At 56.2% G+C, this 24482-nt stretch carries 16 protein-coding genes; 10 read left to right on the top strand and 6 right to left on the bottom strand.

Going from position 1 to position 24482, the window contains the following annotated elements:
- The first annotated feature begins 121 nt into the window (after positions 1-121).
- From ACH6EH_RS04025 to ACH6EH_RS04000, 6 genes are all read left to right on the top strand, one after another.
- Positions 122-2368, top strand: a complete 2247-nt coding sequence (locus ACH6EH_RS04025) for an FAD-dependent oxidoreductase (RefSeq protein WP_397331217.1) — start codon at positions 122-124, stop codon at positions 2366-2368.
- Between the two features lie 69 nt (positions 2369-2437).
- Positions 2438-4003, top strand: a complete 1566-nt coding sequence (locus tag ACH6EH_RS04020; protein WP_397331216.1) for a sulfatase-like hydrolase/transferase — start codon at positions 2438-2440, stop codon at positions 4001-4003.
- 160 nt (positions 4004-4163) lie between these two features.
- On the top strand, positions 4164-7181 hold the full coding sequence (locus ACH6EH_RS04015; protein ID WP_397331215.1) for a glycoside hydrolase family 2 TIM barrel-domain containing protein: 3018 nt from the start codon (positions 4164-4166) through the stop codon (positions 7179-7181).
- 353 nt (positions 7182-7534) lie between these two features.
- Positions 7535-8749, top strand: coding sequence for a chromate efflux transporter (gene chrA, locus ACH6EH_RS04010; RefSeq protein ID WP_397331214.1), 1215 nt, complete (start codon positions 7535-7537; stop codon positions 8747-8749).
- A 220-nt stretch (positions 8750-8969) separates the two neighbouring features.
- Positions 8970-9362 (top strand): hypothetical protein, encoded by a 393-nt coding sequence (locus tag ACH6EH_RS04005; RefSeq protein ID WP_397331213.1) that lies wholly within the window; start codon positions 8970-8972, stop codon positions 9360-9362.
- A gap of 1 nt (position 9363) precedes the next feature.
- Positions 9364-9795, top strand: a complete 432-nt coding sequence (locus ACH6EH_RS04000) for a hypothetical protein (RefSeq protein WP_397331212.1) — start codon at positions 9364-9366, stop codon at positions 9793-9795.
- A gap of 79 nt (positions 9796-9874) precedes the next feature.
- Here the strand turns inward: ACH6EH_RS04000 and ACH6EH_RS03995 are convergent, their stop codons facing one another.
- The 4 genes from ACH6EH_RS03995 to ACH6EH_RS03980 all read right to left on the bottom strand — a co-directional run bounded on the left by ACH6EH_RS03995 (position 9875) and on the right by ACH6EH_RS03980 (position 14715).
- Positions 9875-11608 carry an ABC transporter ATP-binding protein gene (locus ACH6EH_RS03995; RefSeq protein WP_397331211.1) on the bottom strand — a complete coding sequence of 578 codons (1734 nt, stop codon included), beginning with the start codon at positions 11606-11608 and terminating at the stop codon, positions 9875-9877.
- Positions 11568-13394, bottom strand: a complete 1827-nt coding sequence (locus ACH6EH_RS03990) for an ABC transporter ATP-binding protein (protein WP_397331210.1) — start codon at positions 13392-13394, stop codon at positions 11568-11570. The genes ACH6EH_RS03995 and ACH6EH_RS03990 overlap by 41 nt, the downstream gene beginning before the upstream one ends.
- A gap of 202 nt (positions 13395-13596) precedes the next feature.
- The gene (locus ACH6EH_RS03985) at positions 13597-14298 is read right to left on the bottom strand and encodes a M50 family metallopeptidase (RefSeq protein WP_397331209.1); all 702 of its coding nucleotides are present in this window, start codon (positions 14296-14298) and stop codon (positions 13597-13599) included.
- A gap of 129 nt (positions 14299-14427) precedes the next feature.
- Entirely contained in the window at positions 14428-14715 is a 288-nt protein-coding gene (locus ACH6EH_RS03980; RefSeq protein WP_397331208.1) for a hypothetical protein, read from the bottom strand.
- Between ACH6EH_RS03980 and ACH6EH_RS03975 the strand changes: the two genes are divergently transcribed.
- From ACH6EH_RS03975 to ACH6EH_RS03960, 4 genes are all read left to right on the top strand, one after another.
- Positions 14706-16430, top strand: coding sequence for a TerB N-terminal domain-containing protein (locus ACH6EH_RS03975; protein WP_397331207.1), 1725 nt, complete (start codon positions 14706-14708; stop codon positions 16428-16430). The two genes, ACH6EH_RS03980 and ACH6EH_RS03975, sit on opposite strands and share 10 nt — an antisense overlap.
- 7 nt (positions 16431-16437) lie before the next feature.
- On the top strand, positions 16438-17793 hold the full coding sequence (locus ACH6EH_RS03970; RefSeq protein ID WP_397331206.1) for an ATP-binding protein: 1356 nt from the start codon (positions 16438-16440) through the stop codon (positions 17791-17793).
- On the top strand, positions 17790-19994 hold the full coding sequence (locus tag ACH6EH_RS03965; protein ID WP_397331205.1) for a DEAD/DEAH box helicase: 2205 nt from the start codon (positions 17790-17792) through the stop codon (positions 19992-19994). The genes ACH6EH_RS03970 and ACH6EH_RS03965 overlap by 4 nt, the downstream gene beginning before the upstream one ends.
- 188 nt (positions 19995-20182) lie before the next feature.
- Positions 20183-21787 carry a BCCT family transporter gene (locus ACH6EH_RS03960; protein WP_397331203.1) on the top strand — a complete coding sequence of 535 codons (1605 nt, stop codon included), beginning with the start codon at positions 20183-20185 and terminating at the stop codon, positions 21785-21787.
- Positions 21788-21931: 144 nt separating this feature from the next.
- On the opposite strand, the gene ACH6EH_RS03955 is transcribed toward ACH6EH_RS03960, so the two are convergent.
- Positions 21932-23107, bottom strand: a complete 1176-nt coding sequence (locus ACH6EH_RS03955) for an acyl-CoA dehydrogenase family protein (RefSeq protein WP_397331201.1) — start codon at positions 23105-23107, stop codon at positions 21932-21934.
- Between the two features lie 145 nt (positions 23108-23252).
- On the bottom strand, positions 23253-24467 hold the full coding sequence (locus ACH6EH_RS03950; RefSeq protein ID WP_397331200.1) for an MFS transporter: 1215 nt from the start codon (positions 24465-24467) through the stop codon (positions 23253-23255).
- Positions 24468-24482 lie beyond the last annotated feature (15 nt).

The raw sequence follows: 24482 nt of genomic DNA, 5'->3' as shown, positions 1-24482 counted from the left end.
GATTTAAAAGACATTGTATAGAAGTTGATATAAGATATCAATCTTGCAGTTGCGTGTATTTTTAAAGACGGGATGCTGGACTATCATATGGATATATGGTAAATGCGAAGGAGGAAGTCTGATGGAATTTACACCAATCAAGGTGGAGCGGGACCTGACGATTGTCGGAGGCGGAATGCCGGGCATCTGTGCGGCGATCCAGGCCGCAAGACTTGGCATGAAAGTATCCTTAATTAATAACCGGGGGTATTTAGGCGGCAATGCAAGCCCTGAGAACCGGATCAATGTGGTCGGCGCCGACGGTGCCCAGGAGTTTAACTTCTACGCCCGGGAGTCGGGCATTATGGAAGAGCTACGCCTGGAGAATCTGTATCGAAATCCGCAGGGCAATGCGTATTTATGGGAAACGATTCTGCTGGATTTTGTCCTGGGTGAGCCGAATGTATCGCTGTTTCTGAATACCAACATAGATAAAGTCGAAACCGATGGAAGCGGTAACATCCTGTATGTGTCCGGATCACAGCTGGGCGCGGAGAAGCGCTTTGACTTCTACAGCCCGCTGTTTCTCGACGATACCGGAGACGGGACGGTCGGCTATCTTGCCGGGGCGGAGTACCGTACCGGGCGGGAAGCAAAGTCGGAATTTAACGAACGGATTGCTCCGGATGAGGCAGACCAGAACATGCTGCTGAGCACGCTGTCCTGGTACTCCAAAGACACCGGGCGTCCTGCACGGTTCGTGATGCCGGAATTTGCCCAAAGCCTGAAGGTTGAGGAGGCGCTGCAGCACCGCCAGATTCCCGACCGCATCCCAGGAAATTCCCGCTATGAGGCATACCGGATGCAGTGGTTTTACGAAATTGGCCATGGAAAGGACCCCATCCGCGAGAACGAGGAAATTATGCAAAACCACAGAGAGCTCGTCTACGGGATCTGGAATCATATCAAGAACAGCGGCAATTATGACGCTTCCCAGTACGATTTGGAGTATGTGAGCGGTGTTCCGGGCAAGAGAGAATCCAGAAGGCTGATGGGCGATTATATCCTGACAGAAGAGGATATTGTGGAGCAGAAGGATTTCGAGGATACGATCGGCTTCGGCGGCTGGTCCATCGACCTGCATGCGGTGGAGGGCTTCTTCTCGAAGGATATGACGACCCGCCATTTCGTGCTGCGGGGCGTGTACTCGATTCCCTACCGCAGCTGCTACTCCAAAAATGTAAACAATCTGTTTGTAGCCAGCCGCTGCATGTCCACCACCCACGTAGCCTTTGGTACGACGCGCGTCATGGCTACGCTGGCGGTGCTGGGCCAGTCCTGCGCGGCAGCCGCTCATCTGTGCAAGAAGTACCATGTGCAGCCAAGAGATATTTACGAGCAGCATATGGAGGAGCTGCAGCAGCTGCTGCTGGCGAATGACCAATACATCATCGGGAAGCGCAGCCACGATCCGCTTGATCTGTGCCGTCAAGCTGACATTCAGGTCAGCTCCGTGCAGCCTTCCTTCCTGGAGCAGGCAGATTTCAGTCTGCCGCTGGATGGCCGGTACGCGTTCATCGTGCCGGTGAAGGAGCCTGTTCAGCAGCTGGCGCTGCGTCTGAGCAGTCAGAGGGAGGCCCGTCTGCGGTATACCGTTTACGTCCCGAGCAAGCTGCAGAACTACTCGCCGCAGCACAAGCTGTATGAAGGGGAGATTACCGTTCCGGCCAGCTCCGAGCTGCAGTGGGTGAACCTGCCTCTAAGCGGCGAGAGCGAGAACGGCAAGCTGTTCATCGAATTCGAGCCGAATGAGTCGATTCAGCTGGGCATGTGTGATGACGAGCTGAACGGTGTATTTTTCCTCAAAAAGCATGCCATGAACCGCCGCACAACCTTCTGCGATATTGACACCCTGGAAGTGAAGAAAGAAATGTGGCGTGCGGAGAAGGGGCTTCCTTGCTACCGGACGGGTACAGAGCAGGACATCTATAACGGCGGTAACCTGAACAATGGCTTGTCGAGGAACCATGGGCTGCCTAATCTGTGGCTTTCTGCACCGACTGAGGGGGATGAAAGCATTACGGTGAGCTTGAAGGAGGCGCGGAACGTCAGCCGCATGCAGCTTGTTTTTGACTCCAATCTCAACTACCACTATGACAACCTGGAGATTTATCAGGATTTCAATATCTTCCCGACCCTGGTCAAGGACTATACCGTCTATGGCAAGAAAAATGGAGCGTACCACGAGCTGATCACCGTAACAGACAATTACAAGCGGGTGAACAAGCTGTCCTTTCAGCCGTTCCTTACGAATGAGCTGAAGGTCGTCTTCCATAAGACGAATGGCGCCAGGCGGGTGGGTGTGTATGAGATTCGCGCCTACGAGTAGCATGGTGTCAGACATGCCAGCGCAAAGGACAAAACTGCAGAAGCTGCAGCTAAAGGAGGCAGGAACGGGATGGCCAAGAAGCCGCATGTGTTTTTTATAATGACGGATGAATTGCGGGCCGACACGCTGGGATTCCGGGGCCACAGCACGGTGCAGACGCCCCATCTGGATCAATTCGCCAAGGACTGTGCTGTATTTACGAATGCGTATACGAGCTGCCCGATGTGCGCTCCGGCGCGGGTCAGTCTGGCTACCGGACGCTACGGTCTCAGTCACGGCGTGCTGGACAACGCCTTCGCTCCGGTGGAGGATGAGCACTCGCTGTACAGCACCATGAGTCAACACGGGTATCACACGATCAACTACGGCAAAATCCACTTTAACACACCGGGCACCTTCGGCTTTGAGGAGCATTACCCCCGCGGCCAGTTTGCCGGCGGAGAGGTCGGGGTGTTCGGCGTTACGAATCGCGAGCTGCTGAAGAACAGTGTCTACAAAAAAAATGAAGGAGAGGTTTCACTCGTCATCCACGGCGTTAATCCGCAAAAGCCCGGGGAAACCGCCGACTCGCTGCTGACCACAGCGTATGTAGAGCGGCTGAACGACCTCAAGGACAGTGAACGGCCGCTGTTCCACCGGCTGTCGATCATTGATCCGCATACGCCGTATTTTCCGGCAGAGCCTTATGCATCGATGTATGACTACCGGGAAATGCGACTGCCGGATACGTGGAAGGAGGATCTCTCCACCAAACCGCTGCTGCACCGTTATTATTACCGGGCGCGGGGGTTTGACCGCTTGACGGAGGAGGATTACCGCCGCAGCCTGGCCAGCTATTACGGCCTGGTTACGCATGTGGATGACCGGGTCGGTCAGGTACTTGGCAGACTGAAGGAGCTCGGGCTGTACGAGGATTCCATCATCGTCTTTACATCGGATCACGGCTCCATGATGGGCGAGCACGGCTTTATCGAGAAATGGGGGATCCTCTATGAAGAGGTGTCCCGGATTCCCCTTCTGATCAAGTTTCCGAAGAGCAAGCACCAGGGAACGTATGAGGCTTTCGCAGAAATTATAGATATTATGCCGACACTCCTGGATGCTGCCGGAATTGACATTCCGGGCGGCGTGCAGGGGCAGTCTCTTCTGCCCATGCTCCAGGGAGAGCCGGGAGTCGCCAAGGATGAGGTGTTCGGGCATATTTTTACAGGCGGCTTGCAGCGCGAGCCGGCACTGATGATCCGCAAGGGAGCCTGGAAGCTTACCTGGTATCCGGGGCAGGAAGAGCTGCACGACCGGCTGATGAACGACCACTATCTGAAGTACACGCATATGTTCCTCGATGACGTGGTGGAGGGCGAGCTGTATCACCTGGATCAGGACCCCGGGGAGACACATAATCTGTTCCAGGACCCCGCCCATGCCGCCGTCAGGGAGGCACTGCTGCAGAGGCTTCTAGCCTGGCGGGCGGGCCTTGGGCCGCTGGCTGATCTTGACGATATGCAGCAGGCCCGTAATACGGTGAACAGCTATCATCTGCTGCAGGGAGACAATCTGGCCCGTATGCAGACCCTGATGCGGGCCGGCGGAACAATCAAGCAGCTGGGGCGAGCCGGCGCAGAGAAGTCAAGATAGTACTACTTCAGCAACGAGGTAAAAATAGTACTACTATTGTGAGGGTATGTGCATGGGAAAAGAGACCGCACAGCAGATATGATGGGAATAAGGCCTGCGATGCCGAGGTCAGGTATCCGGGTCTTGGAAACATCATTTTTTGTACTCGGGAGGTTATTTAATGAAGGATCTGCAGAAGGTCTGGGAAAATCTTGACGTGCTTCATCTCAATCGGGAAGCCCCGAGAGCTTACTATATACCGTATGCCAATACAGAATCGGCAAGACAGGGGAAGCGCGGCAAATCCCCTTTTTACCAAACCCTGAATGGACAATGGAAGTTCCGCTACCACCGCAGTGTGCAGGAGGTGAAGGAGGCTTTCTACGAGGAGACTTATGATTACTCTGGCTGGGACGACCTGCTGGTGCCTTCCTGCTGGCAGTCTAACGGGTATGACCAGATGCAGTACTGCAATGTGAATTATCCGATTCCGTGCGATCCGCCCTTCGTCCCGGACGAGAATCCGGCGGGGCTGTACATCCGGGAATTTAACGTATCCGGCGATTGGAAGGACCAGGCAGCGCATGTCGTCTTTGAAGGCGTGAATTCCTGCTTCTATTTGTGGGTGAACGGTGCGTTTGTCGGCTATAGCCAAGGCAGCCGCATTCCGGCGGAATTCGATCTGAGTTCTTATGTGCGCAGCGGCAAGAACCGCATGGCCCTTATGGTGCTCAAATGGTGCGACGGCACCTATCTGGAGGATCAGGATGCCTGGCGTTACTCGGGTATTTTCAGAGATGTGTATCTGCTTGCCCGCAGTCAGGAAAGAATCCGCGACGTGTTCTATCAGGCTGATTTATCGGCGGACTACAAGCAGGCCTCACTGCGCTGCGATGTCGAGAGCCATGGCAGTGTGGAGGTGCAGGTTCAGCTGCTGGATGCAGCGGGGCACGAGGTCAGCTCCAGCACGGCCCGGGTGAAGGGTAAGGAAACGCTGCGCCTGGACATCGCAAGCCCGGTGCTGTGGAGTGCAGAGAATCCGTATTTGTATTCGCTGCTGGTCAGCGGTGCGGGTGAGGTGCTGCATTTTCATGTCGGACTCCGCAAAGTAGAAGTGGTGGACGGCGTATTCCGCATCAACGGCCAGGACATCAAGCTGAAGGGCGTCAACCGTCACGATTCCCATCCGGAGCTGGGACAGACGATTCCGCTGAAGCATATGATTCAGGATTTGAAGCTGATGAAGCAGCATAACATCAACACGATCCGGACCTCCCATTACCCGAATGACCCGAGATTTCTGGATTTATGCGACCAGTACGGCTTCTATGTCATTGATGAGGCGGATCTGGAGGCGCACGGTGTGCTGCATGCCGGAGACTATCATATGCTTACGAAAAATCCGGAGTGGGAAGCAGCCTTCCTCGACCGTGCTGTCCGCATGGTTGAACGGGACAAGAACCACCCGTCCGTGGTGATCTGGTCTATGGGCAATGAATCCGGCTATGGCGTAAATCATATCGCGATGGCACGCTGGACCCGGGAGCGCGACACGACACGTCCCGTGCACTACGAAGGGGCGGCGCTGAAATATAACGGCCATCCTGATACCAGCTGCCTGGATATGAACAGCAGAATGTATGCCACCGTGCAGGAGCTGATTGCTTACGGCAGTGATGAGAGCCAGACCAAGCCCCTGCTGCAATGCGAGTACAGCCATGCCATGGGCAACAGCTGCGGAGACTTGAAGGATTACTGGGACGTGATCTATGCCTATCCGAAGCTGATGGGCGGCTGTGTATGGGAGTGGTGTGACCACGGCATCAAGGCGGAATCCCCGGATGGGCAGACGTTCTATGGCTATGGCGGCGATTTCGGCGATGTGCAGAACGACGGGAACTTCTGTATTGACGGGCTCGTCAGCCCGGACCGGATTCCTCATACGAACCTGCTGGAGCTGAAAAAGGTGATGGCGCCCGTGCTGCTGGAGGCGGAGGATGCCGCCGAGGGCAAGGTTCGCGTAAGTAATCGCTATGACTTTATCGACCTGTCAGATGTCGTCATGAGCTGGAAGGTCGAGCTTGACGGCGAAACCGTGGAGCAGGGAGAGCTGCCGTCGCTGCAAACGCCTCCTCATGGCACAGAGATCGTGACCATTCCTTATTCGGTTCCTCATACGGCAGGACGCTGGTTCCTTAATCTGTTCGTAACGCAGCGCACCGACAAGCCATGGGCAGCGGCAGGGCATGAGCTGACCAGTGAGCAGTTCGAGCTGCCAATGCCGGCTTCTGTGCCTGCACCGGCTGCCGATCTGCGGGTACTGCCGGATATTACGGTAGAGCAGCGGGACGTTGAGGTGATCGTGGAGGGCTTTGATTTCCTGCATGTATTCGATCTTCACGCCGGGACATTTACGAAGATCACCAAGCATGGTGTGCCGCTGCTTCAGGGCAAGCCGCAGTTCAGCATTTGGCGGGCGCCCGCAGATAATGACCGCAAGATCAAGGTGCTCTGGAGCAAGGAAGGCTATGACCGCGCCATCACGAAGGTCTACCGCGCCGAGGTCACCGAGGTATCAGAGAAGCGGGTACAAATCGAGGTGGACTTCGCACTGACCTGCAACATCAAGCTGCCGCTGCTCAAGGGCAAGGCTGTTTGGGAGGTGGACGGCGCCGGAGCGATCACGCTGAACACGTCCGTTCAGGTGCGGGAGGATCTGCCGTATCTGCCTCGCTTCGGGCTGCAGCTCGTCATGCCGGCAGGCAATGAGCAGGTGGAGTACTTTGGCTACGGACCGCATGAAAGCTATATCGACAAGCGTCAAAGCGTTAGAAAAAGCAAATATGAGCTGACCGTCGATCAGATGCACCATTCCTATGTTGTGCCGCAGGAGAATGGCTCGCGGTATGGAACAGAGTGGGCTTCTGTCAGCAATGCACTCGGTATGGGCCTTCTGTTCACCAGCCCGGGCTCGGAGTTCTCGTTCCAGGCGCTGCACTACACGCCGGAGGATATGACTCAGGCGAAGCATACGTATTCCTTGCGTAGACGCAAGGAGACGATCGTGCATCTGGATTACAAAATGAACGGGATCGGCTCCAGCTCCTGCGGAACGGATCTCCTGGAGCAGTATCAGCTGAGCGATAAGGACATGGCCTTTGAGCTGCGGATGACTCCCATTCTGACCGAAGACGAATAGCAGCTTTTGCATCTAAGCCGTCCTGATTTCACAGCAGGGCGGCTTTTTTTGTCTGCCGCTGGCTTGGTAATTCTAGAGCAAAGGAGCCGATCTGCATGCATAATGAGCCTGTAGTCCCCTGTGATGGGGGAAGGGCTGCAGGCTCATGGCTCCCATAAAAAAACAGCATGGTGTATTTACTTTTCCGGATGTTATCGTCCATGATATAGATAGTGTGGGACCCACAAAATGGATGTGTCATGAGCAGACCGACCGCTGGCTTTCCTGTGAGAGCCGGTATCGGGACGCTGTGATGAAGTGGGTGGATAAAGTGTGGTATAGAGAGACTATAAGATTTGGAGGGATGAGAGCTCATGGAGAGCAAGGAGCAAGCTGCTGCCCGTTACGGGTCAAAAGGGAAGGCAGGCACCTATCTGGAGGTACTGGCGGTGTCCACGAAGCTTGGGTTGACGTCCTTTGGCGGACCGGTTGCGCACATTGGGTATTTTCACAACGAATACATACGGCGGCGTAAATGGATGGATGAACGAAGCTATGCAGATCTGGTCGCGCTGTGCCAGTTCCTTCCCGGACCGGCCAGCAGTCAGGTCGGCATCGGCATTGGCGTCATTCGCGGAGGGCTTGTAGGCGGGCTGATCGCCTGGCTCGGGTTCACGCTGCCTTCCGTTGTGGCCTTGGTGCTGTTCGCTCTGCTGCTGCAGGGGATGGATCTGGGCAATGCGGGCTGGATTCACGGACTGAAGCTGGTCGCCGTAGCGATCGTGGCCCATGCGATACTCGGGATGGGCCAGAAGCTGGCACCGGATCGAAGCCGGGCGACACTGGCTATCGCGGCAGCCTCTATCGCGCTGCTGTGGCAGTCGGTGTTCAGTCAGGTCGGCATCATTGTCGCAGCGGGACTGTTCGGGCTGTGGATGTACCGCAAAGCCGAGACCCCGGAGGTCACGGATCTGAATATCCCCGTGAAGCGCGGAGTCGCGCTCTTCTGTCTGGTGCTGTTCGCGGCGCTGCTGGCAGCGCTGCCGCTGCTTCGACAGGGAGCGGTCAGCGGCTGGCTGCCGCTGTTTGACAGCTTCTACCGGTCCGGCTCGCTGGTGTTCGGTGGAGGTCATGTTGTGCTGCCGCTGCTGGAGCGAGAGGTCGTACCGGCGGGCTGGGTGAACAAAGAGGACTTCCTGGCCGGCTACGGTGCAGCCCAGGCCGTGCCGGGCCCGCTGTTTACCTTCGCGGCATTTCTGGGGACACTGGCTGGCGGCATTTCCGGCGCAGTGATCGCCACCGCTGCGATTTTTCTGCCTGCGTTTCTGCTCATTATCGGCACGCTGCCGTTCTGGAACGCTATGCGCCGCAATCCCAAGGTGCAAGGCGCCCTGGTCGGAATCAATGCCGCAGTCGTCGGCATCCTGCTGGCCGCGCTTTATGATCCGCTGTGGACGACGACGATTCTGTCGCCGGCGGATTTTGCCATGGCCGCTGTCTTTTTCCTCATGCTCGTCTTCTGGAAGCTTCCGCCGTGGGTGATCGTCATCGCGGGAGCGCTTGGCGGCACGCTGCTGACTTTGATTTGATGCACTTCGTGTTATTTGAAGCCCGGACTCGCTGTACAAGCGGTGCCGGGCTTTTCACATGCGGCAAGACGGCTGAAGCTGTGCTCCTGCATTAGCATCGGCATCGTCTGCGGCTGTCTGAAAGGGTACAAACTTCTGCCAAGCTGGAGACGTTAATATAAGAAGGCGGTATGCAGCCTAGCAGGGCTGTCATCCATGCGTGGAAGAAGGAGGACAAACCATGAACGTCATTGGAATTGTAGGGTTCGTTATATCTGTAGTGTCGATCGTCTTAAACCTAATTCTCGTCAAGAGCGAGCATCGTCATGAGAAGCTGAGTGACAAAGCGGGGAAAAAGTGGTATATCGCTTCAACCTTGATGATGGGTACCGTTGTGTTCGGCATCCTGCTGATTGACTTCAATGCTGTAATAGACCCGTTCAGAATGATGCAGGGTATTCTGGCTGCGGGTGCACTGTACCTATGCTTTAACGGCTGGCTGGAGAAGAAATATATCCGGCACACGCGGCGGCATATGATCAGCTTCACAATAGCCTTCCTGCTGACTGCGTTTCTGGCATGGGCCACCTTGGCAGCGGATCGGGAGGTGTTAATGAGCTTCCGGCTGCAGTAGAGTGCGACAGGGTGAGATCCAGCGGCGCAGCGAGTTCGGTATTTCGAGTTCGTTTGGTGCTGAACCGCCCAAGTGGGGCAATGAGTTCGGTTTTTCGCATTCGTTTGGTGCCGATCCGCCCAAGTGGGGCAATGAGTTCGGTATTTCGAGTTCGTTTGGTGCTGATCCGCCCGAGTGGGGCAATGAGTTCGGTTTTTCGAGTTCGTTTGGTGCTGAACCGCCCAAGTGGGGCAATGAGTTCGGTATTTCGAGTTCGTTTGGTGCTGAACCGCCCAAGTGGGGCAATGAGTTCGGTTTTTCGCGTTCATTTGGTGCTGAACCGCCCAAGCGGGGCAATGAGTTCGGTTTTTCCAGTTCGTTTGGTGCTGAACCGCCCGAGTGGGGCAACGAGTTCGGTATTTCGAGTTCATTTGGTGCTGATCCGCCCGAGTGACGCAATGAGTTCGAATTTTCGCATTCATTTACTTCTGAACCGCCCCAGCGCCGAGGCCGGTGGATTGCTCCACCATCTTTCAGGCGACGCCGGTGGCTTCTTCTTCGCCCCGCAGCAGCTTTCGGTACAGCCCATCCTGCGCCAGCAGGATGTCGTGGTTCCCTTCCTCCACCAATGCACCTTTGTCTATGACGAAAATGACGTCAGCGTTGCGGATCGTAGACAATCTGTGAGCGATGACGATGGTTGTCAGCCCTTCCCGCAGCGTATCCAGGCTGCGCTGAATTTTACGCTCCGTTTCCAAATCCAGCGCCGAGGTCGCCTCGTCCAGAATGAGCACCTCTGGCCGTGCAGCGAGTGCGCGAACGAGTGAAAGACGCTGACGCTGGCCCCCGGAGAGCATTACACCGCGTTCTCCGATCTCCTGATCCAGACCCAGCGGCAGTGAGTTGATGAAATCGTCAATATACATGGCCTTACAGAGCGCCATCAACTCCTCGTCCGAGATGTGAGCTCGTCCCATCGTCAGATTGGTGCGGATGGACTCCGGGAAGAAGTACGGCTCCTGGAGGACAATGCATACCCGCTCCGACCAATCCTGCCTTAGCAGGAGAGAAAGCGAATGACCGTTCACCTCAATGTCCCCTGCCTCTGGCTCATAGAACCGGGCCAGCAGCTTGGATATGGTGGATTTTCCGCCGCCGCTGGCTCCGACGATGGCATTTTTCTTGCCTACCTTCAGTGTCATGTCCAGCTCCTGCAGGATGGGCTGCCCCGCCTCCGCTTGAAAGGAGAAGCTTACCTTTTTGAGCTCCATAGAGGTGATCGGTTCTGTGAAGGCTTGGCTTCCATCCGCCATTTTCTCGACGTCTGTAATCCGCTTCAGTCGGTCAATGGTACCGACCAGGCGCGCGCCCTGCATGGCATGCTCAAAAATCATATGGAAATCATCCATTAAGCTCGAGGAATATTGCCATAGCACGATGAGCAAGCCGGCGCTCATCGTGCCCTGCATCACCTGATAGCCACCAAAGGCCAGAACGACTAAAGTGGCAGACCATTTCAACGGCTGACTGAGAATCATTTGCTTGTTCTCCAGACGTCCTGCTTTCATTACTTCTTCCATATAAGGCTTAAACAACCGATGATACCGCTCCAGCTCCCAGGCTTCCCGGTGAAAGGCGACGACTTCCTTGGTAGCGGCAATGCCTTCTTCCATATGTACAGTGAGCGCTGTTTTCCGATCGGCTACCTGACGTGAGCTTGACCGAACCTTTTCTCCCAAATAGCGTCCCAACGCCATAAAGCTGAGACACAGCACGGTGGTAGAGAGCAGCAGCATCAGGCTGACGCTGCCGATAATGATCATGATCACGACCGCGGACACTACGCGCTGCAGTGCCTTTGGCATCTGGTATGAAACGCCGCCGCCCACCGTATAAATGTCCTTCACGAGATAATCTGTAAACCGCGCACTTCGTTCCTTCTGAATATGCGAAAGCGGCAGGTGGTACAGATGGTTCATAACAAGCTTTCCTAACGTGATGCGCAGTGCATAGCCGATTCTGTGATGCACCATGGCTGTCGCTGTAAAGAGTACAGGAGCCGCAAACAGACAAACCCCCAGCAGTACAAAGTAGGTCAGGGCATGCTCCGTCTCACCCGCGATAAAAACATCATCAATGATCCATTTCTGAACCCAGGTTCCCCCAAGGGAAAAGGCCGTTTCTGCCATCATAATGACAAAACCGAACAGATACCAGCCCTTGCTTCTACGTATGAATGGCCATATCCAAGCCAAGCTGCTCTTCATGAAGCTCCTCCCCCTTTACCAGCTGATAAAAGATGCCCTGCTGCCTGACAAGCTCCTCATAGGTACCTTGCTCCACCGCTTTTCCCTGATCAATCACGATAATCTGATCGTAATCGCGGATCGTAGAAATCCGGTGGGCTACCGCAATGGTGGTCCGGCTTGCTAGCAGCGCCTGCAGCGCATGCTGTACCGCTTTTTCACTGACTGTATCCAGTGAGGCAGTCGCTTCATCCAATAGGATGATGGACGGATTCTTGATAAACATTCTTGCAATAGCAATTCTTTGCTTCTGGCCGCCGGAAAGCCGGATGCCCCGCTCACCGACCAAGGTGTTATATCCCTCTGGCAGCTCCAATATGAAATCATGAATGAAGGCGGCCTTTGCAGCCGCAATGATGTCCGCTTGAGAGGCATCCGGTCGACCGAAGCGGATATTTTCCTGGATGGACAAACCGAATAGATACGTTTCTTGAAACACGATGCCGATCGATTCCCGAATTTGACTTAGGGAGAGCTCGGTCAAGGGGACGCCATCCAGTAGAATCTGACCTTGATCCGAATCGTAAAACCGGCCTACCAGCTTGAGCAGTGTCGATTTTCCGCCGCCGCTAGTCCCTACGAGAGCCGTCTTTTGCCCGGGAAGAATCTGTGCTGTAAATCCCGTGATCACCGGTGAACGTCCCTTATAGCTGAAATGAACCTCGCTGAACGTCAACGCTCCGGCAATGTCAGAGAGGAACCGGGGCTTTCGGTCTTCTTGAACCACAGGCTTGTGCTGAGCATATTCATACAATAGCTGTGCCTGGCCTATACAGTAGCTTTGCTCCAGCAGTTGAAAAGTCAAACGCCCGATCGAGCGGAAGATCATCAATATGTAGATGGTAAATGATACGAAAGTGCCCACACTCATGCTGCCACTTGTAATTGATTGAGAGCCGAGGATGTACATCAGGATGACTCCGACGGCTGTAGCCGTCATTCGAAAAGAGAATTGCAGATGCCGGTAGAGCAGGGAGCCGAGACGGGTTTTTGCATATTGCTCATATGTTTCCGTAAAACGCCCCACTTCCCAGGAGGTCGCGCCAAAAGCACGCACTTCTACCAGTGAACTGACCGAATTATAAATTTTCTGATTTAGTCGTTCCCGCTCCTGGGTTTGCTGTTTAAAATACATCGCTGTCTTTCCATCAATAGCAGGACCTATCAAATAGTAGAGGAAATAGCATGGAAGAATGAAAAGCGTCAGCTTCGTGTTCATATGGAGTACCATGACCAGGGGCACCAGAATGAGTAGCAGATGCCGGATGATGAGGGGCAGGTATTGGGTGTAGATCTTCTGAACCGCCGTCAGGTTGTGGTTGAACAGAGACAGGGTTTCTCCGGTCGGGTGCTGCTCATAGTAAGCAAAGCCCAGCTTCCTTAGATGTGTGAACAGGCTGAGCTGTAAATCCCGGGCGGCCTTCTCCTGCACCGAGCGTTCCAGAATGTTGCAAAGGGCCGTCGCTGCAAACATCAATCCCAGAACAAGGATCAATACGGCCAGCGCTGTGAAAAATAGTGTGTTGCTCTTCTCAGGAACTACCACGTCAATGAGATAGCGTAAAAATTGCGGAATGCTAATCTCGCCAAGCGCGAGAACAAGTCCCATCACGATGAGGGCGATCAAACTCCCGCGGTAAGGCTTCAAATAGGACAGCACCCAGAAATAGGTCTCTCTCCGTTCTTGATAAGCGCTCCATTTGTTCTTCAAGGTATTTCTGATTTGACCATCTCCCGCTGCGTCCACCCGGTTACCCCCTAGTTTCTGCTATGACACCGAATAAATTCCAAGTGAAATCCATATTACAGGAGTCGCTTGACTTCCGTCAACAGAGAATTTAAGCGCTATCATTATGCGGTTGGCAGCTGCAACCAGCTGCAAAAAAAGAGGGTAGCTCTGCTGCGCTGGAGCATCGAGCAGAGGAGCGGGCGCCTGGCGCGGCGCGGTGCTAGCGCAGCCGCGCGCTCATGTCCAGGCTGCGGCCTGATGCTGACCGCCTGCCCCAGAACAGCTGCAGCGCGAGCTTGGCGCACCACAGGGCAAAGGCTAAAAAGATCAGCGCCCACACGACTGCAGGCAGAGGGGTCTGATGGGCGAGATTCGCCGCATCGCCGGCACGCGCCGGAGTAATGACTCCATAGATGAGCAGCGTTACCGGTCCCATGACCGATTCCTCCAGGCAGAGGAAAGCGAGTAAGAGATAGTAGGCATTTCGGATTTTTCCACCAATCAAATAGAAGACAAGGGTAATCACAATGAAGATGGAGAGCCACCAGATGCCGTAGCCGTTGCGGACGAACAGGATGATCATGAGCAGTGCGGTTACAGTTATAGCTAGCAGCCCCTGTCCCTGCTTCTGGCGGGCATAAACGTAAAACATCAGCACAGAGAACAGGGAGGCCGGAATATATCCTGCCATGGAAACGACGAGGGACTTCCATCCCGGTGCTACGAGGGAGTAGGTCACGCCGCTGTGATCCGGATTCAGCTCGATGCTCAGTACCCGTCCGGACAAAGCGAGGGTCGCGAGCGCATGGCCCAGCTCATGCACCATGGTGTCCATAATGCGGAACCAGGAGGAAAAAGGAATGAGTCGGGTCAAGATGGCGGCGCCAACCAGATACAGAATCGTTTTGATCCACTTGTTCATATCATAATCCTTTCTACAGGAAGTCTGCGATGGGCTGTGGAACATACAGACAGGGCGATTCATGTTGTGATAAAATGGAACGTATGTTCCATGAAAGCTCGCCTATATCAAGTATAGACGGCAATACAGTCATTGTACAAACGAATCCAGCTCCTCGCGGGGAGTGGTACAATAGAGAGACGAAGTGGACAAAAAGGAGGTGAGAGGCCGTGACGCAGCCACAGGAACCGGAACGCAGACCCCGCCACGCCAAGCGAGAGAGCAGCGGAGGCGTGAGCCCCAGGTCAGAGCAGCCACGCGAAAGCCCCAGATCCGAGCAGCCGCATCAAAGCTCCAGATCGGAGCAGCGGCATCAAAGCCCCCGACCGGGTCAGGTACACGAAGTTTCCCGCCAGGAGGGGCCAAAAGTGAAGTCATGGCGGAGCCATGACCTGCAGCTCACCTTTGCTGAGTTTCAGCTGGGCGGCGAAGAGCGGGAGCTGAGAATTCCGGAGGAGTCTGCAGTACGCAGGCACCAGGAAACAGAAGCGGCCATGCAGGAGACCGAGGCTGCCCTGCGGGAGCCAGAGAAATTCACGGGCGACAGCCAAGAGGCTTTCACAGGACAGCTTACCTTGGCGGAGCTGGATTTTGGACCGTCAGGGGAGCAGCCCTCAGGCGCAGCCAGCCATGCTGGTCACGCGCTGACGCGGCCGACGCCGCCTTCTCCCGAGGTTTCGACGCTGCCGGCCTCTAGCGTGCCCCCGTCTTTTGATGGTGTAAGATATTACACGCGTGAGCAGCAGTTTTACCTGCGGGCCAAGGAGCTGGAGTGGCATGCGGAGCCGCAGGCGCCCTTCACTCCGTTCAAGAGCTACTGGCCGGTGTACAGTGAAATGTCACCGCCGCAGGAGCGCTGGTATTTCTACTGGAGGGAGGAGGTGCGTTCCGGAAGCTACCCGGACACGGACCTTTCCTACCTGTTTCTCTATATATATGAGCTAATTCACGGCATCGGCTGGAGCGGGCCGCAGCAGGGCTGGCAGCTGCTGAATCAGGTCTGGCTTGCTTACCGCGGCCGGTACCGTAAGCTCGACAGTTATCTGAGAGAGTGGCGGTTTGATTTTGCCCGGGTGCACGGCCTGGAGCTGCCGGAAGCGGACGTCCTGGACAAGCTCCCCCGCAGCCTCTCGCCCGAGCTTCGGGAGCGGGAGTGGCTGCGGCGGTTCAGCGCCCGTCCCGTTGAGCTGAATTGGGACGTGCTTCGGGAGCTGCTGGATGTCGATCCCGAGAAGAGCCGTTTTTTCCAGGAATCCGGCAGTAAGGCGCTGAAGACCTATGTCCCCAAAGTGATTGCTCTGGCAGATGCTTACGGAGAGAAGACGGGAGCCGGTCGCCTGCTGGAGCGCTTTAGACCGCCTGAGATTAACGCGGAGCGGCCGCTGTTCCGGACGGCAGTATACGACGAGAGCCTGTTTGGACGCACGGTAACTGTGCGCTATATGAAGCTGTCCGCCTATTCACCTCTCCGGGCGTTTCTCACACAGCTGGTCCGCTTGACCGAGAACGTGCTGAGAGAGCTGATGCACTTTAAAGGGCGGCTGAAGGGCGTGAGTGTCGAGCCAGGGCTCGGTAAGCTCATCCGACGTTATTTGGAAAAAGAGCTCGGCGCCGGCGTGAAAGCGCCCCAGCCGCCGGCGCCCGTGGTCACTATTGATCCGGACAAGCTGCAGCGGCTGCAGCAGGAGTCGGATCTCGTGCGGGACCTGCTTATGGTGGAAGAGCCGGAGTCTGAGGACCAGAAATCTCCTGCACCGGATGAGAGCGAATCTTTTGCCGGGGCGGCGCCTGTCCCTCCTTCTTGGGACAACACGGCCGATGGCGGGATACACTGGAATACGGAGCAGCTGGGACAGGAGTGGCAGGAGCTGGCGTTGAGACTGACGCCTCCGCAGCTGGAGATGCTGTATGCACTGAAGCACAATCTGGGGCCTGCTGCTCGGCAGGCAGCAGCAGAGCGTGCCGGCTCCATGCCAGAACTGCTGCTGGATGAGATTAACGAGGCGGCGATGGAATGGATCGGCGATCTTTTAATAGATGGAGATGCTTTGCTGGAGGATTATGCAGATATGCTGGATTTCACGAAGAGGTGATCAAGAGATGACTGAGTTAAAAATTCCGCGGCGGCTGACGACCGCGCTGATGAACTCGTTGACGGCCGGTGTCGTGCCGCGAGTCGGGCTGGAGCACATTGCGGTGGGCCGCAAACCTGAGGTCGAAGCGATATTGCAGGATATGGACAATATTCAGGAGGGCGGTGCAGCCTTTCGCCTGATCAGCGGGCGGTATGGCAGCGGCAAGAGCTTTCTGCTCCAGATTCTTCGCAACTATGCGATGGACCGGGATTTCGTCGTGGCCGATGCGGATCTGTCGCCGGAGCGGCGCCTGGTGGGGACGAAGGGACAGGGCCTTGCCACCTACCGTGAGCTTATGACTCACCTGTCCACCCGGACACGCCCGGACGGCGGAGCGCTGGAGGTCATCCTCCAGAAATGGATCTCTGCCATCCAGCAGTCCTTGGTTCAGAAGGAGGGCATCTCCGCCGATGATCCTGGCTTTAGCCTGAGGGTGGAGCAGCGGATTTTTGAAGTGACGGGCAGTATGCAGAGCCTGGTGCACGGCTTTGATTTTGCCAAGGTGCTGACGGCATATTGGAAAGGCTGCAAGCTGGGAGATGATGATGTCAAGCAGGCGGCCCTGCGCTGGCTTCGGGGGGAATACCGGACGCGCACAGAGGCGCGGCAGGAGCTCGGAGTCGGAATGATCATTGATGATGAGAGCTGGTACGACTACATGAAGCTGTGGGCGGAATTTACAGCATTGATTGGATACAAGGGGCTGCTGCTCTTCATCGACGAGGGTGTCAATCTATACAAAATCACGAATACCGTATCCCGCCAAAGCAACTATGAGAAGCTGCTGACGCTGTTCAATGATACGATGCAGGGCAAGGCCCGGCATCTTGGTATTCTGCTGGGCGGTACGCCTCAGTTCGTCGAGGATGAGCGGCGGGGGCTGTTCAGCTATGACGCGCTGCGCTCGCGCCTGATCGACGGGCGCTACGGCTCGCAGTCGTACCGCACCTACAGCTCGCCCATTCTTACGCTGAGCATGCTGTCGCATGAAGAGATTCTCATTCTGCTTCAGAAGCTGCGGGACATTCATGCACTGCATTATCAATATCCGGCGGCGCTGGAGGATGCGCAGCTGGTTGCCTTTATGCAAAATGCGGTAAACCGCCTCGGCGCTGAGGAGCTGCTGACTCCGCGCGAGGTCGTCCGGGATTTCCTGGATCTGCTGCATACGCTGCATCAGCACCCGGACAGTGATTTTGACACGCTGCTCGGGAAGCGGTCCTCACCGGCACAGACTTCGGCGTCTACAGGCGCCAAATCCAGCTCCAATGAGAACCAGGAGGATGACAGTGATGATTTCCTGGCGGAGTTTGAGCTATGAGCAGCCAGGGTCATCTGTTCTACAGGCTGGCTCCCTTCATCCGCGAATACATGTACCGCAAACGCTGGGACACCCTGCGCGAAGCACAGGTGGAGGCCTGCCGGGTGCTGCTGGACACCTCTCATCATCTTCTAATCGCATCGGGGACGGCGTCGGGGAAGACGGAGGCGGCTTTTTTTCCGGCACTGACAGGACTGTATGAAGCCCCCTCGTCCTCGGTTGGCATTCTGTACATTGGTCCGCTGAAGGCACTCATTAATGACCAGTTTGAGCGGATTCAGGAATTGCTTCGGGAGGGAGAGGTGCCGGTATGGCACTGGCATGGGGATGTGTCGCAGGAGGAGAAGACCAAGCTGATGCAAAATCCTTCCGGCGTGCTGCAGATTACACCGGAATCGTTGGAAGGACTGCTTATGAATCGCCCGAATGCCATTCCGGCGCTGTTTCACGACCTGCGGTATGTCATTATTGACGAAGTGCACGCCTTTATGGGGGCAGACCGGGGGATTCAGGTGCTGAGCCAGCTGACCCGAATCGAGCGGATGGCAGCCTGCACGCCGCGCCGTATCGGGCTGTCTGCCACCCTCAAGGATTATGACACGGCGGCCGGATGGCTGGCGGCCGGCACGAAAGAACTGGCGGAGGTGGTGTCCCCGCCAGGATCGCGCCGCTTGCGGATCAGCGTCGAGCATTTTTCATTTCCGGATGCACGGGATGAGAAGAAGGCGGAGCAGCGGGAGCACGCGGAGAAAGCATACTACGATTATATGTATGACACGACCCGCCGTCATAAAGCGCTCATCTTTACGAACAGCCGCTCCGATGCCGAGCTGACGACACTGGAAATGCGGGGGGTGGCTGCGAAGCGTCAGGAGCCGGATGTATTTCATGTTCATCACGGCAGCATTTCCTCGATGCTGCGGGAGGAAGCCGAGGCGGCGCTGCGCAGCGGCCCCGGTCCTGCTGTAGCCGCCGCCACGCTGACGCTGGAGCTGGGCATTGACCTGGGCGAGCTGGAGCGGGTCGTGCAGCTCGGTGCCCCGTACAGCTGCTCCAGCTTTGTGCAGCGGCTGGGGCGCTCCGGCAGACGTGGACAGGCATCGGAGATGCTGTTTCTATGTCCGGAGGAAGAGGATGAAACTGCACAGCTCCCGGCGCGCATGCCCTGGATGCTGCTGCGCGCGATCGCGGTCATTGAGCTGTATGTTCACGAGAGGTGGGTGGAGCCGCTGACACTGCGGCAGAAGCCGGTCGGGCTCTTGTATCATCAGACGATGAGCATTCTGAAAAGCATGGGGGAAGCCGAGCCGGCCGAGCTGGCGAAGGCGGTGCTGACGCTGCCTGTTTTTCGCGGCTTCACGGCGGCAGAGTACAGGGATTTTCTGAATTATCTGCTGCAGACAGACCATATCCAGCGCACCGATGAAGGGCCGCTCATTATCGGCCTGACGGGAGAGCGCATCGTGAACCATTTCCGCTTCTACGCGGTGTTCAAAGACGATGAAGAGCATGTCGTGTATAACGGGTCGGAGGAGATCGGCTCCATCACGACCGTGCCGCCGCCAGGCTACTGCTTCTCGCTGGCCGGCAAGCTGTGGAAGGTGGAGGAGGTCGATCCCCGGCATAAGGCGCTGTACGTCAAATCATCCAAGGGCAAGGTTGATACCCTTTGGCTTGGTGCAGGCGGAGACATCCATACCAGGGTCGTCCGCAAAATGCGCCAGGTTCTCGATGACAGCACGCTGTATCCTTATCTGGCGCCAGGTGCAGTGCAGCGGCTGGAGCGGGCCCGGCGTCTCGCCCGGGAGAGCGGGCTGCTGAACAGCACCGTCATACCTGCGGGGGGAGACTCCATGTTTGTCCTGCCCTGGGCGGGCAGCAAGCCATTCCGTACGCTGGAGCGGCTGCTGAAGCACAATCTTGCTGGCGCCCACTCCCTGCGGTCCATCGTACCCATGGAGCCGTATTATATGGTGGTCGCGGGCAAGACGACCCCGGAGCAGCTGATGGATGCCATCGCCGGAGAGCTGGACGAATGCCTTGTCGCCGGGCCCGAGTCGCTGCTTGATCCGAAAGAGGCGCCATATTTGGGCAAATACGATGAATTCGTCAAGCCGGATCTGCTGCGCACGGCATTTGCCGTAGACGGCCTGGATCTTGAAGGGCTGAGTGATGCGCTGCGAGGCTTGAAGGATCATTAAGGGATTGAGAACCGCCTGTATAATCAGGCAGTGTTTTTGTTTAAGTAGTTGGAATAACCGCTGGGTTAAAGGCGCGGGTCATCCACGTGAAATTCCAGTTTAACTCGGGATCGGAGACCTTAAACAAGCAGGCATACGGAAAAATTCACGGTAGCATGCTACATGAGATCTGGGTGGATGTGGACATAATGAGATGGACGCGCCACAATACATACTTTTCCGAGGTGATGCAGTTGAAAGGTAAATTAATGACGAACATGGTGTTTACGATTTCGGCACTTCTGATTGGGGTGCTGGCTGTGCTGGGCGCTGTCATTCCGGAGAAGTTCGGCCATGCGGCGGCCTACTTGTTTAACCTGACGACGAACTATTTCGGCTGGTTCTATCTGCTGTCCATCTTTATGATCATTCTGTTCTTGTTCGGCGTTGCGATCAGCAAATACGGAGGCATCCGTCTGGGGCAGGATGATGCCCAAAAGCCGGATTATCCCTTCTTTACCTGGATCGGCATGCTGTTCTCTGCCGGCTTCGGGGTGGGCCTAGTGTTCTGGGGCGTGGCGGAGCCAATGACGCATTTCTTTACGCCGCCGTTTGCCGGCATGGAATCACAATCCATTGAAGCCGCCCGGGTAGCTATGGGCTATGCGTTCTTTCACTTCGGCATCAGTCAGTGGTCGGTCTTCGCGCTGGTGGGGTTAGTCATTGCCTTTTTCCAATTCCGCAAAAAGAAAGACGGCCTCGTATCCACCGCCCTCGAGCCGATCACCGGACAAAAACGGGCTGTGAAGGACACCATCGACATTCTGGCGGTCATTGCCACCGTGATGGGTGTCGCCACCTCCGTAGGCTTGGGCGTTCTGCAAATGGGCGGGGGCGTGAGCATCCTGACAGGGTGGGAGAATACACCGCTGCTGCAGATCGGCGTGCTGGGCCTCATTTTTATCTGCTATATGATCTCGACCACCACAGGGCTGGACAAGGGTATAAAATATTTGAGTAATTTTAATCTCGGCATGGCGCTGGCCTTTCTGCTCTTTGTGTTCTTCGCAGGTCCCAGTGTCTTTATCCTTGAAACCTTTACGCTGGCGATCGGCGATTACATCTCGAACTTCATTCAGTACAGCCTGCGGCTGCAGCCTTATGCGGGCGGGGAATGGGTGCGCAAGTGGACGATTTTTTATTGGGCGTGGGCGATTGCCTGGTCCCCGTTTGTCGGTGCCTTTGTCGCGCGCGTATCCCGGGGGCGGACCGTCCGGGAGTTTATTCTGGGAGTTATGGTTGTGCCGCCGCTGATTGCCTGTATGTGGATGGCGGTGTTTGGCGGAACCGCGCTGTGGCTCGATATGAACCAGAATGCAGGCATTGCTACAGCCGTTTATCATGACGTATCGACAGCGCTTTTTGAATTGATTGAGCTGCTGCCGCTGTCAGATATTGTACATGTGCTGTCTCTCCTTCTGATCCTGACGTTCCTCATCACTTCGGCGGACTCGGCGACGTATATTTTGTCCAGCATGACGACCTCGGGCAGCCTGAATCCCCCATTTTATGTAAAAATGGTCTGGGGCATTCTGATGGCCTCCATTGCAGGCGTGCTCCTTTATACCGGAGGCCTTGAAGCGCTGCAGACCGCTTCCCTGATCTCGGCACTGCCGTTCACTATCATCTTGCTGCTGCTGGTGATTGCAGTCATCCGCATGTTCAAGGGAGAACCGCTGCCGATCCGCAAGGCCGACGTGAAACGCTTCAAGCGGCTGGAGGAAGCCGTCAATAAGAGCAGGAAGCAGCGGTGAGCCTTGAGCAATGTGCAGGACGCAGGACGTGTCAATCTAATGGAACAGCAAAAACCCCGCCGCCGGGCGAGGTCAGTGAAGAACTGCTTTACATTTAACCAAGCTAGCAGGGCATGGTCTTTACGACTGCCTGTTGGCTTATATTTATAGTGCGCTGCTGCCGCCAAACTCTCCCAGCGCTTCTTTAGCGAGCTGGTCCAGCAGCATATTATCCATAGGCGGATTGAACAGGCCCGCCCGGATGTCCCGGGCGTAACGCTCCAGCGGCAAAGCCTTGGAGAGGCTGGTTCCGCCGACAATCCGCATGGCGAGGTCTACGACCTGAAGCGCGCGGTTCGTGACGACATGCTTGGCCAGCCCAAGCTGCGGGCGCAGGCCGGGCCGCAGCTGAGGCTGGCTGTCCCAGACAGCCGCCGCTTCATAAAGCACAGACCGCGCAGTGCGCAGCTCGGCCTCCATCTGCCCGATGAGCTGCCGTACCGTCGGCACCTCTCCGATCGGTCCGGGAAGGCTGTTCGGGGAGTAGGTGCCTGCGAATTCCACGGCAAAGTCTCTTGCAGCCATCGCGATCCCGGCATAACAGGCCGGAATATGGAGCAGCCACCCGCTGCCGTCATCGGTGCCGCTTCCGGTTACGATGCGTGCTTCCTCAGGGACAAAAACCTCTTCCAGCACCACATCATGACTGCCGGTCGAGCGCATCCCCATCGTATTCCAGGTTTCAATGACCTTCACGGCCTCGGAGCGTTTCACCAGAAATTCACTCACGGTGTCCTCCGGGGTGACCGTCGCAGTGACGACAAAACGGTCCAGTATAGGTGAAAGCGTGCTGAAGGTCTTGCGGCCGTTGACTCTATAGCCTCCTGTGATACGTTCTGCAGTGGTGGCAGGCTTGCCGCCTCGGCTTGGGCTGCCCGTGCCGGCTTCACTGCCGAACACATTCAGGAGGGAGCCCTCTTGAATGACATCCCGGCACAGCTCTTCAAACAGAGGCTCCGGCCATTTACCGCTCGTCCGCAGATACAGAAGCTGGCCCAGATGCCAGCCAAAGCCGAGCGCCGTGGAGCCGTCGCCCCAGCCAAGGCACTCTTGAACCTGCACCAGCTCATATAATGAAATTTCTTCTCCGCCGTGTGACTTAGGCACAGTTAGCCCGTTGTAGCCGCCTTGGCGGAGATCTTCAAAGTTATCAAATGGAAAAGAGCCCTCCTCATCATGCTTCGGAGCCCGCTTCGCAAACCGCATGGCCAGCTCCCGCAGCTTCTTGAGGCGCTCTCGTTCAATATCATTCCGGATATATTGCTCTCGTAACAAGCTCATGGCGTCCCTCCTAGCATTCCAATCGGATTCGTACACATAATAACACAAAGGGAAATATCATTGCACGGGACACCCGGTCTCTCTGCCCCCGCGAGACGGGAGAAGCACGCTGTAAGCATAAGAGGGAATGCTTGAGGCGCTTGTGCTATCTTTTTGCAGACTGCCGGGTGGCATGAATCGCCAGGGCAGCGGCGGCAAGAACCATCAGGCTGCCGATCCAAGGCGTATGCCGGATGCCAATCGTATCCACGGCGATCCCCCCGATGGTGGCGCCTAAAGCGATCCCGACGTTGAATGCGGCAATGTTCAGCGCCGAGGCTACGTCAACAGCCGAGGGCACATACTTCTCAGCCATTTGCACCGTATACAGCTGCAGGCCCGGCACGTTCATGAAGGCGAACAGTCCCATCAGGATCACAGCCGCCAGTCCTGCGACCCGGAACGGGATAACGAGAGACATCAGAATGAGCACAGCTGCCTGGATGATGAACATGTAACGGAGGGCCGACACCGGATTCCGGTTCGCCCATCGTCCGCCGATCTCATTACCGGCAGCAACGGCAAGGCCATAAATAAGCAGTACAATACCTACGGCGGAGGGCTTGAGTCCGACGACATCCTGCAGCATCGGAGTCAGGTAGGTAAAAGCGACAAAGGTTCCTCCGTAGCCAAGGGCTGTCATGCCAAGTCCGGTCAGAATAGAGGGATGAGTCAACAGCCGAAGCATGTCCTGGAACTTGGCTGGAGGCGGCTGCTTCAAATTCTTTGGAATTAGCACGGATAGCGCAAGGAGGGCGATAACGCCAAGTCCCGCTACACCGGCAAAAGTAGCTCTCCAGCCAAAGCCCTGACCAATATATGTGCCCAGAGGCACGCCGGTCACGGTGGCGACGGTCAGACCTGTGAACATGAGAGCGATGGCGCTGGCTTTTTTCTCCGCAGGAACGAGCTGGACCGCGATGGTTGAGCCGATCGAGAAGAATACGCCGTGTGCAAATGCTGTAACGACTCTGGCTGTAAGCAGAAGCGCAAAGCTTTGCGATAAGGCAGCGGCAGTGTTGCCTACAATGAACAGCACCATCAGGGAGAGCAGCAGGCTTTTGCGGCTCATCCGGTTGGTCAATGCTGTCAGCACGGGTGCACCGGCAGCGACACCGACCGCATAGATGGAGATGAGCAGGCCGGCCAAGGTGATCCGGATGCTCATATCGTCTGCGATGGAAGATAACAGTCCCACCGGCACAAATTCGGTCGTTCCAATGCCGAATGCACTGACGGCGAGCGCGAACAGCGCCCAACGGGATGAGGGGGTTCCGGCTTTTGAAGCAGGCAGGGCTGCAGGGTTACTATTAGAGTTCATATAGAGGAAGCCTCC

It is taken from the genome of Paenibacillus sp. JSM ZJ436, assembly GCF_044383795.1.
Taxonomy (GTDB): domain Bacteria; phylum Bacillota; class Bacilli; order Paenibacillales; family Paenibacillaceae; genus Paenibacillus_AQ; species Paenibacillus_AQ algicola.
This window is presented reverse-complemented; position numbering and strand designations above follow the sequence as displayed.

Coding starts and splice junctions, on each gene's coding strand:
- ACH6EH_RS04025 (WP_397331217.1), top strand. CDS start 122: ATGGAATTTACACCAATCAAGGTGGAGCGGGACCTGACGATTGTCGGA.
- ACH6EH_RS04020 (WP_397331216.1), top strand. CDS start 2,438: ATGGCCAAGAAGCCGCATGTGTTTTTTATAATGACGGATGAATTGCGG.
- ACH6EH_RS04015 (WP_397331215.1), top strand. CDS start 4,164: ATGAAGGATCTGCAGAAGGTCTGGGAAAATCTTGACGTGCTTCATCTC.
- chrA (WP_397331214.1), top strand. CDS start 7,535: ATGGAGAGCAAGGAGCAAGCTGCTGCCCGTTACGGGTCAAAAGGGAAG.
- ACH6EH_RS04005 (WP_397331213.1), top strand. CDS start 8,970: ATGAACGTCATTGGAATTGTAGGGTTCGTTATATCTGTAGTGTCGATC.
- ACH6EH_RS03995 (WP_397331211.1), bottom strand. CDS start 11,608: ATGAAGAGCAGCTTGGCTTGGATATGGCCATTCATACGTAGAAGCAAG.
- ACH6EH_RS03985 (WP_397331209.1), bottom strand. CDS start 14,298: ATGAACAAGTGGATCAAAACGATTCTGTATCTGGTTGGCGCCGCCATC.
- ACH6EH_RS03980 (WP_397331208.1), bottom strand. CDS start 14,715: ATGACTTCACTTTTGGCCCCTCCTGGCGGGAAACTTCGTGTACCTGAC.
- ACH6EH_RS03970 (WP_397331206.1), top strand. CDS start 16,438: ATGACTGAGTTAAAAATTCCGCGGCGGCTGACGACCGCGCTGATGAAC.
- ACH6EH_RS03965 (WP_397331205.1), top strand. CDS start 17,790: ATGAGCAGCCAGGGTCATCTGTTCTACAGGCTGGCTCCCTTCATCCGC.
- ACH6EH_RS03960 (WP_397331203.1), top strand. CDS start 20,183: ATGAGATGGACGCGCCACAATACATACTTTTCCGAGGTGATGCAGTTG.
- ACH6EH_RS03955 (WP_397331201.1), bottom strand. CDS start 23,107: ATGAGCTTGTTACGAGAGCAATATATCCGGAATGATATTGAACGAGAG.
- ACH6EH_RS03950 (WP_397331200.1), bottom strand. CDS start 24,467: ATGAACTCTAATAGTAACCCTGCAGCCCTGCCTGCTTCAAAAGCCGGA.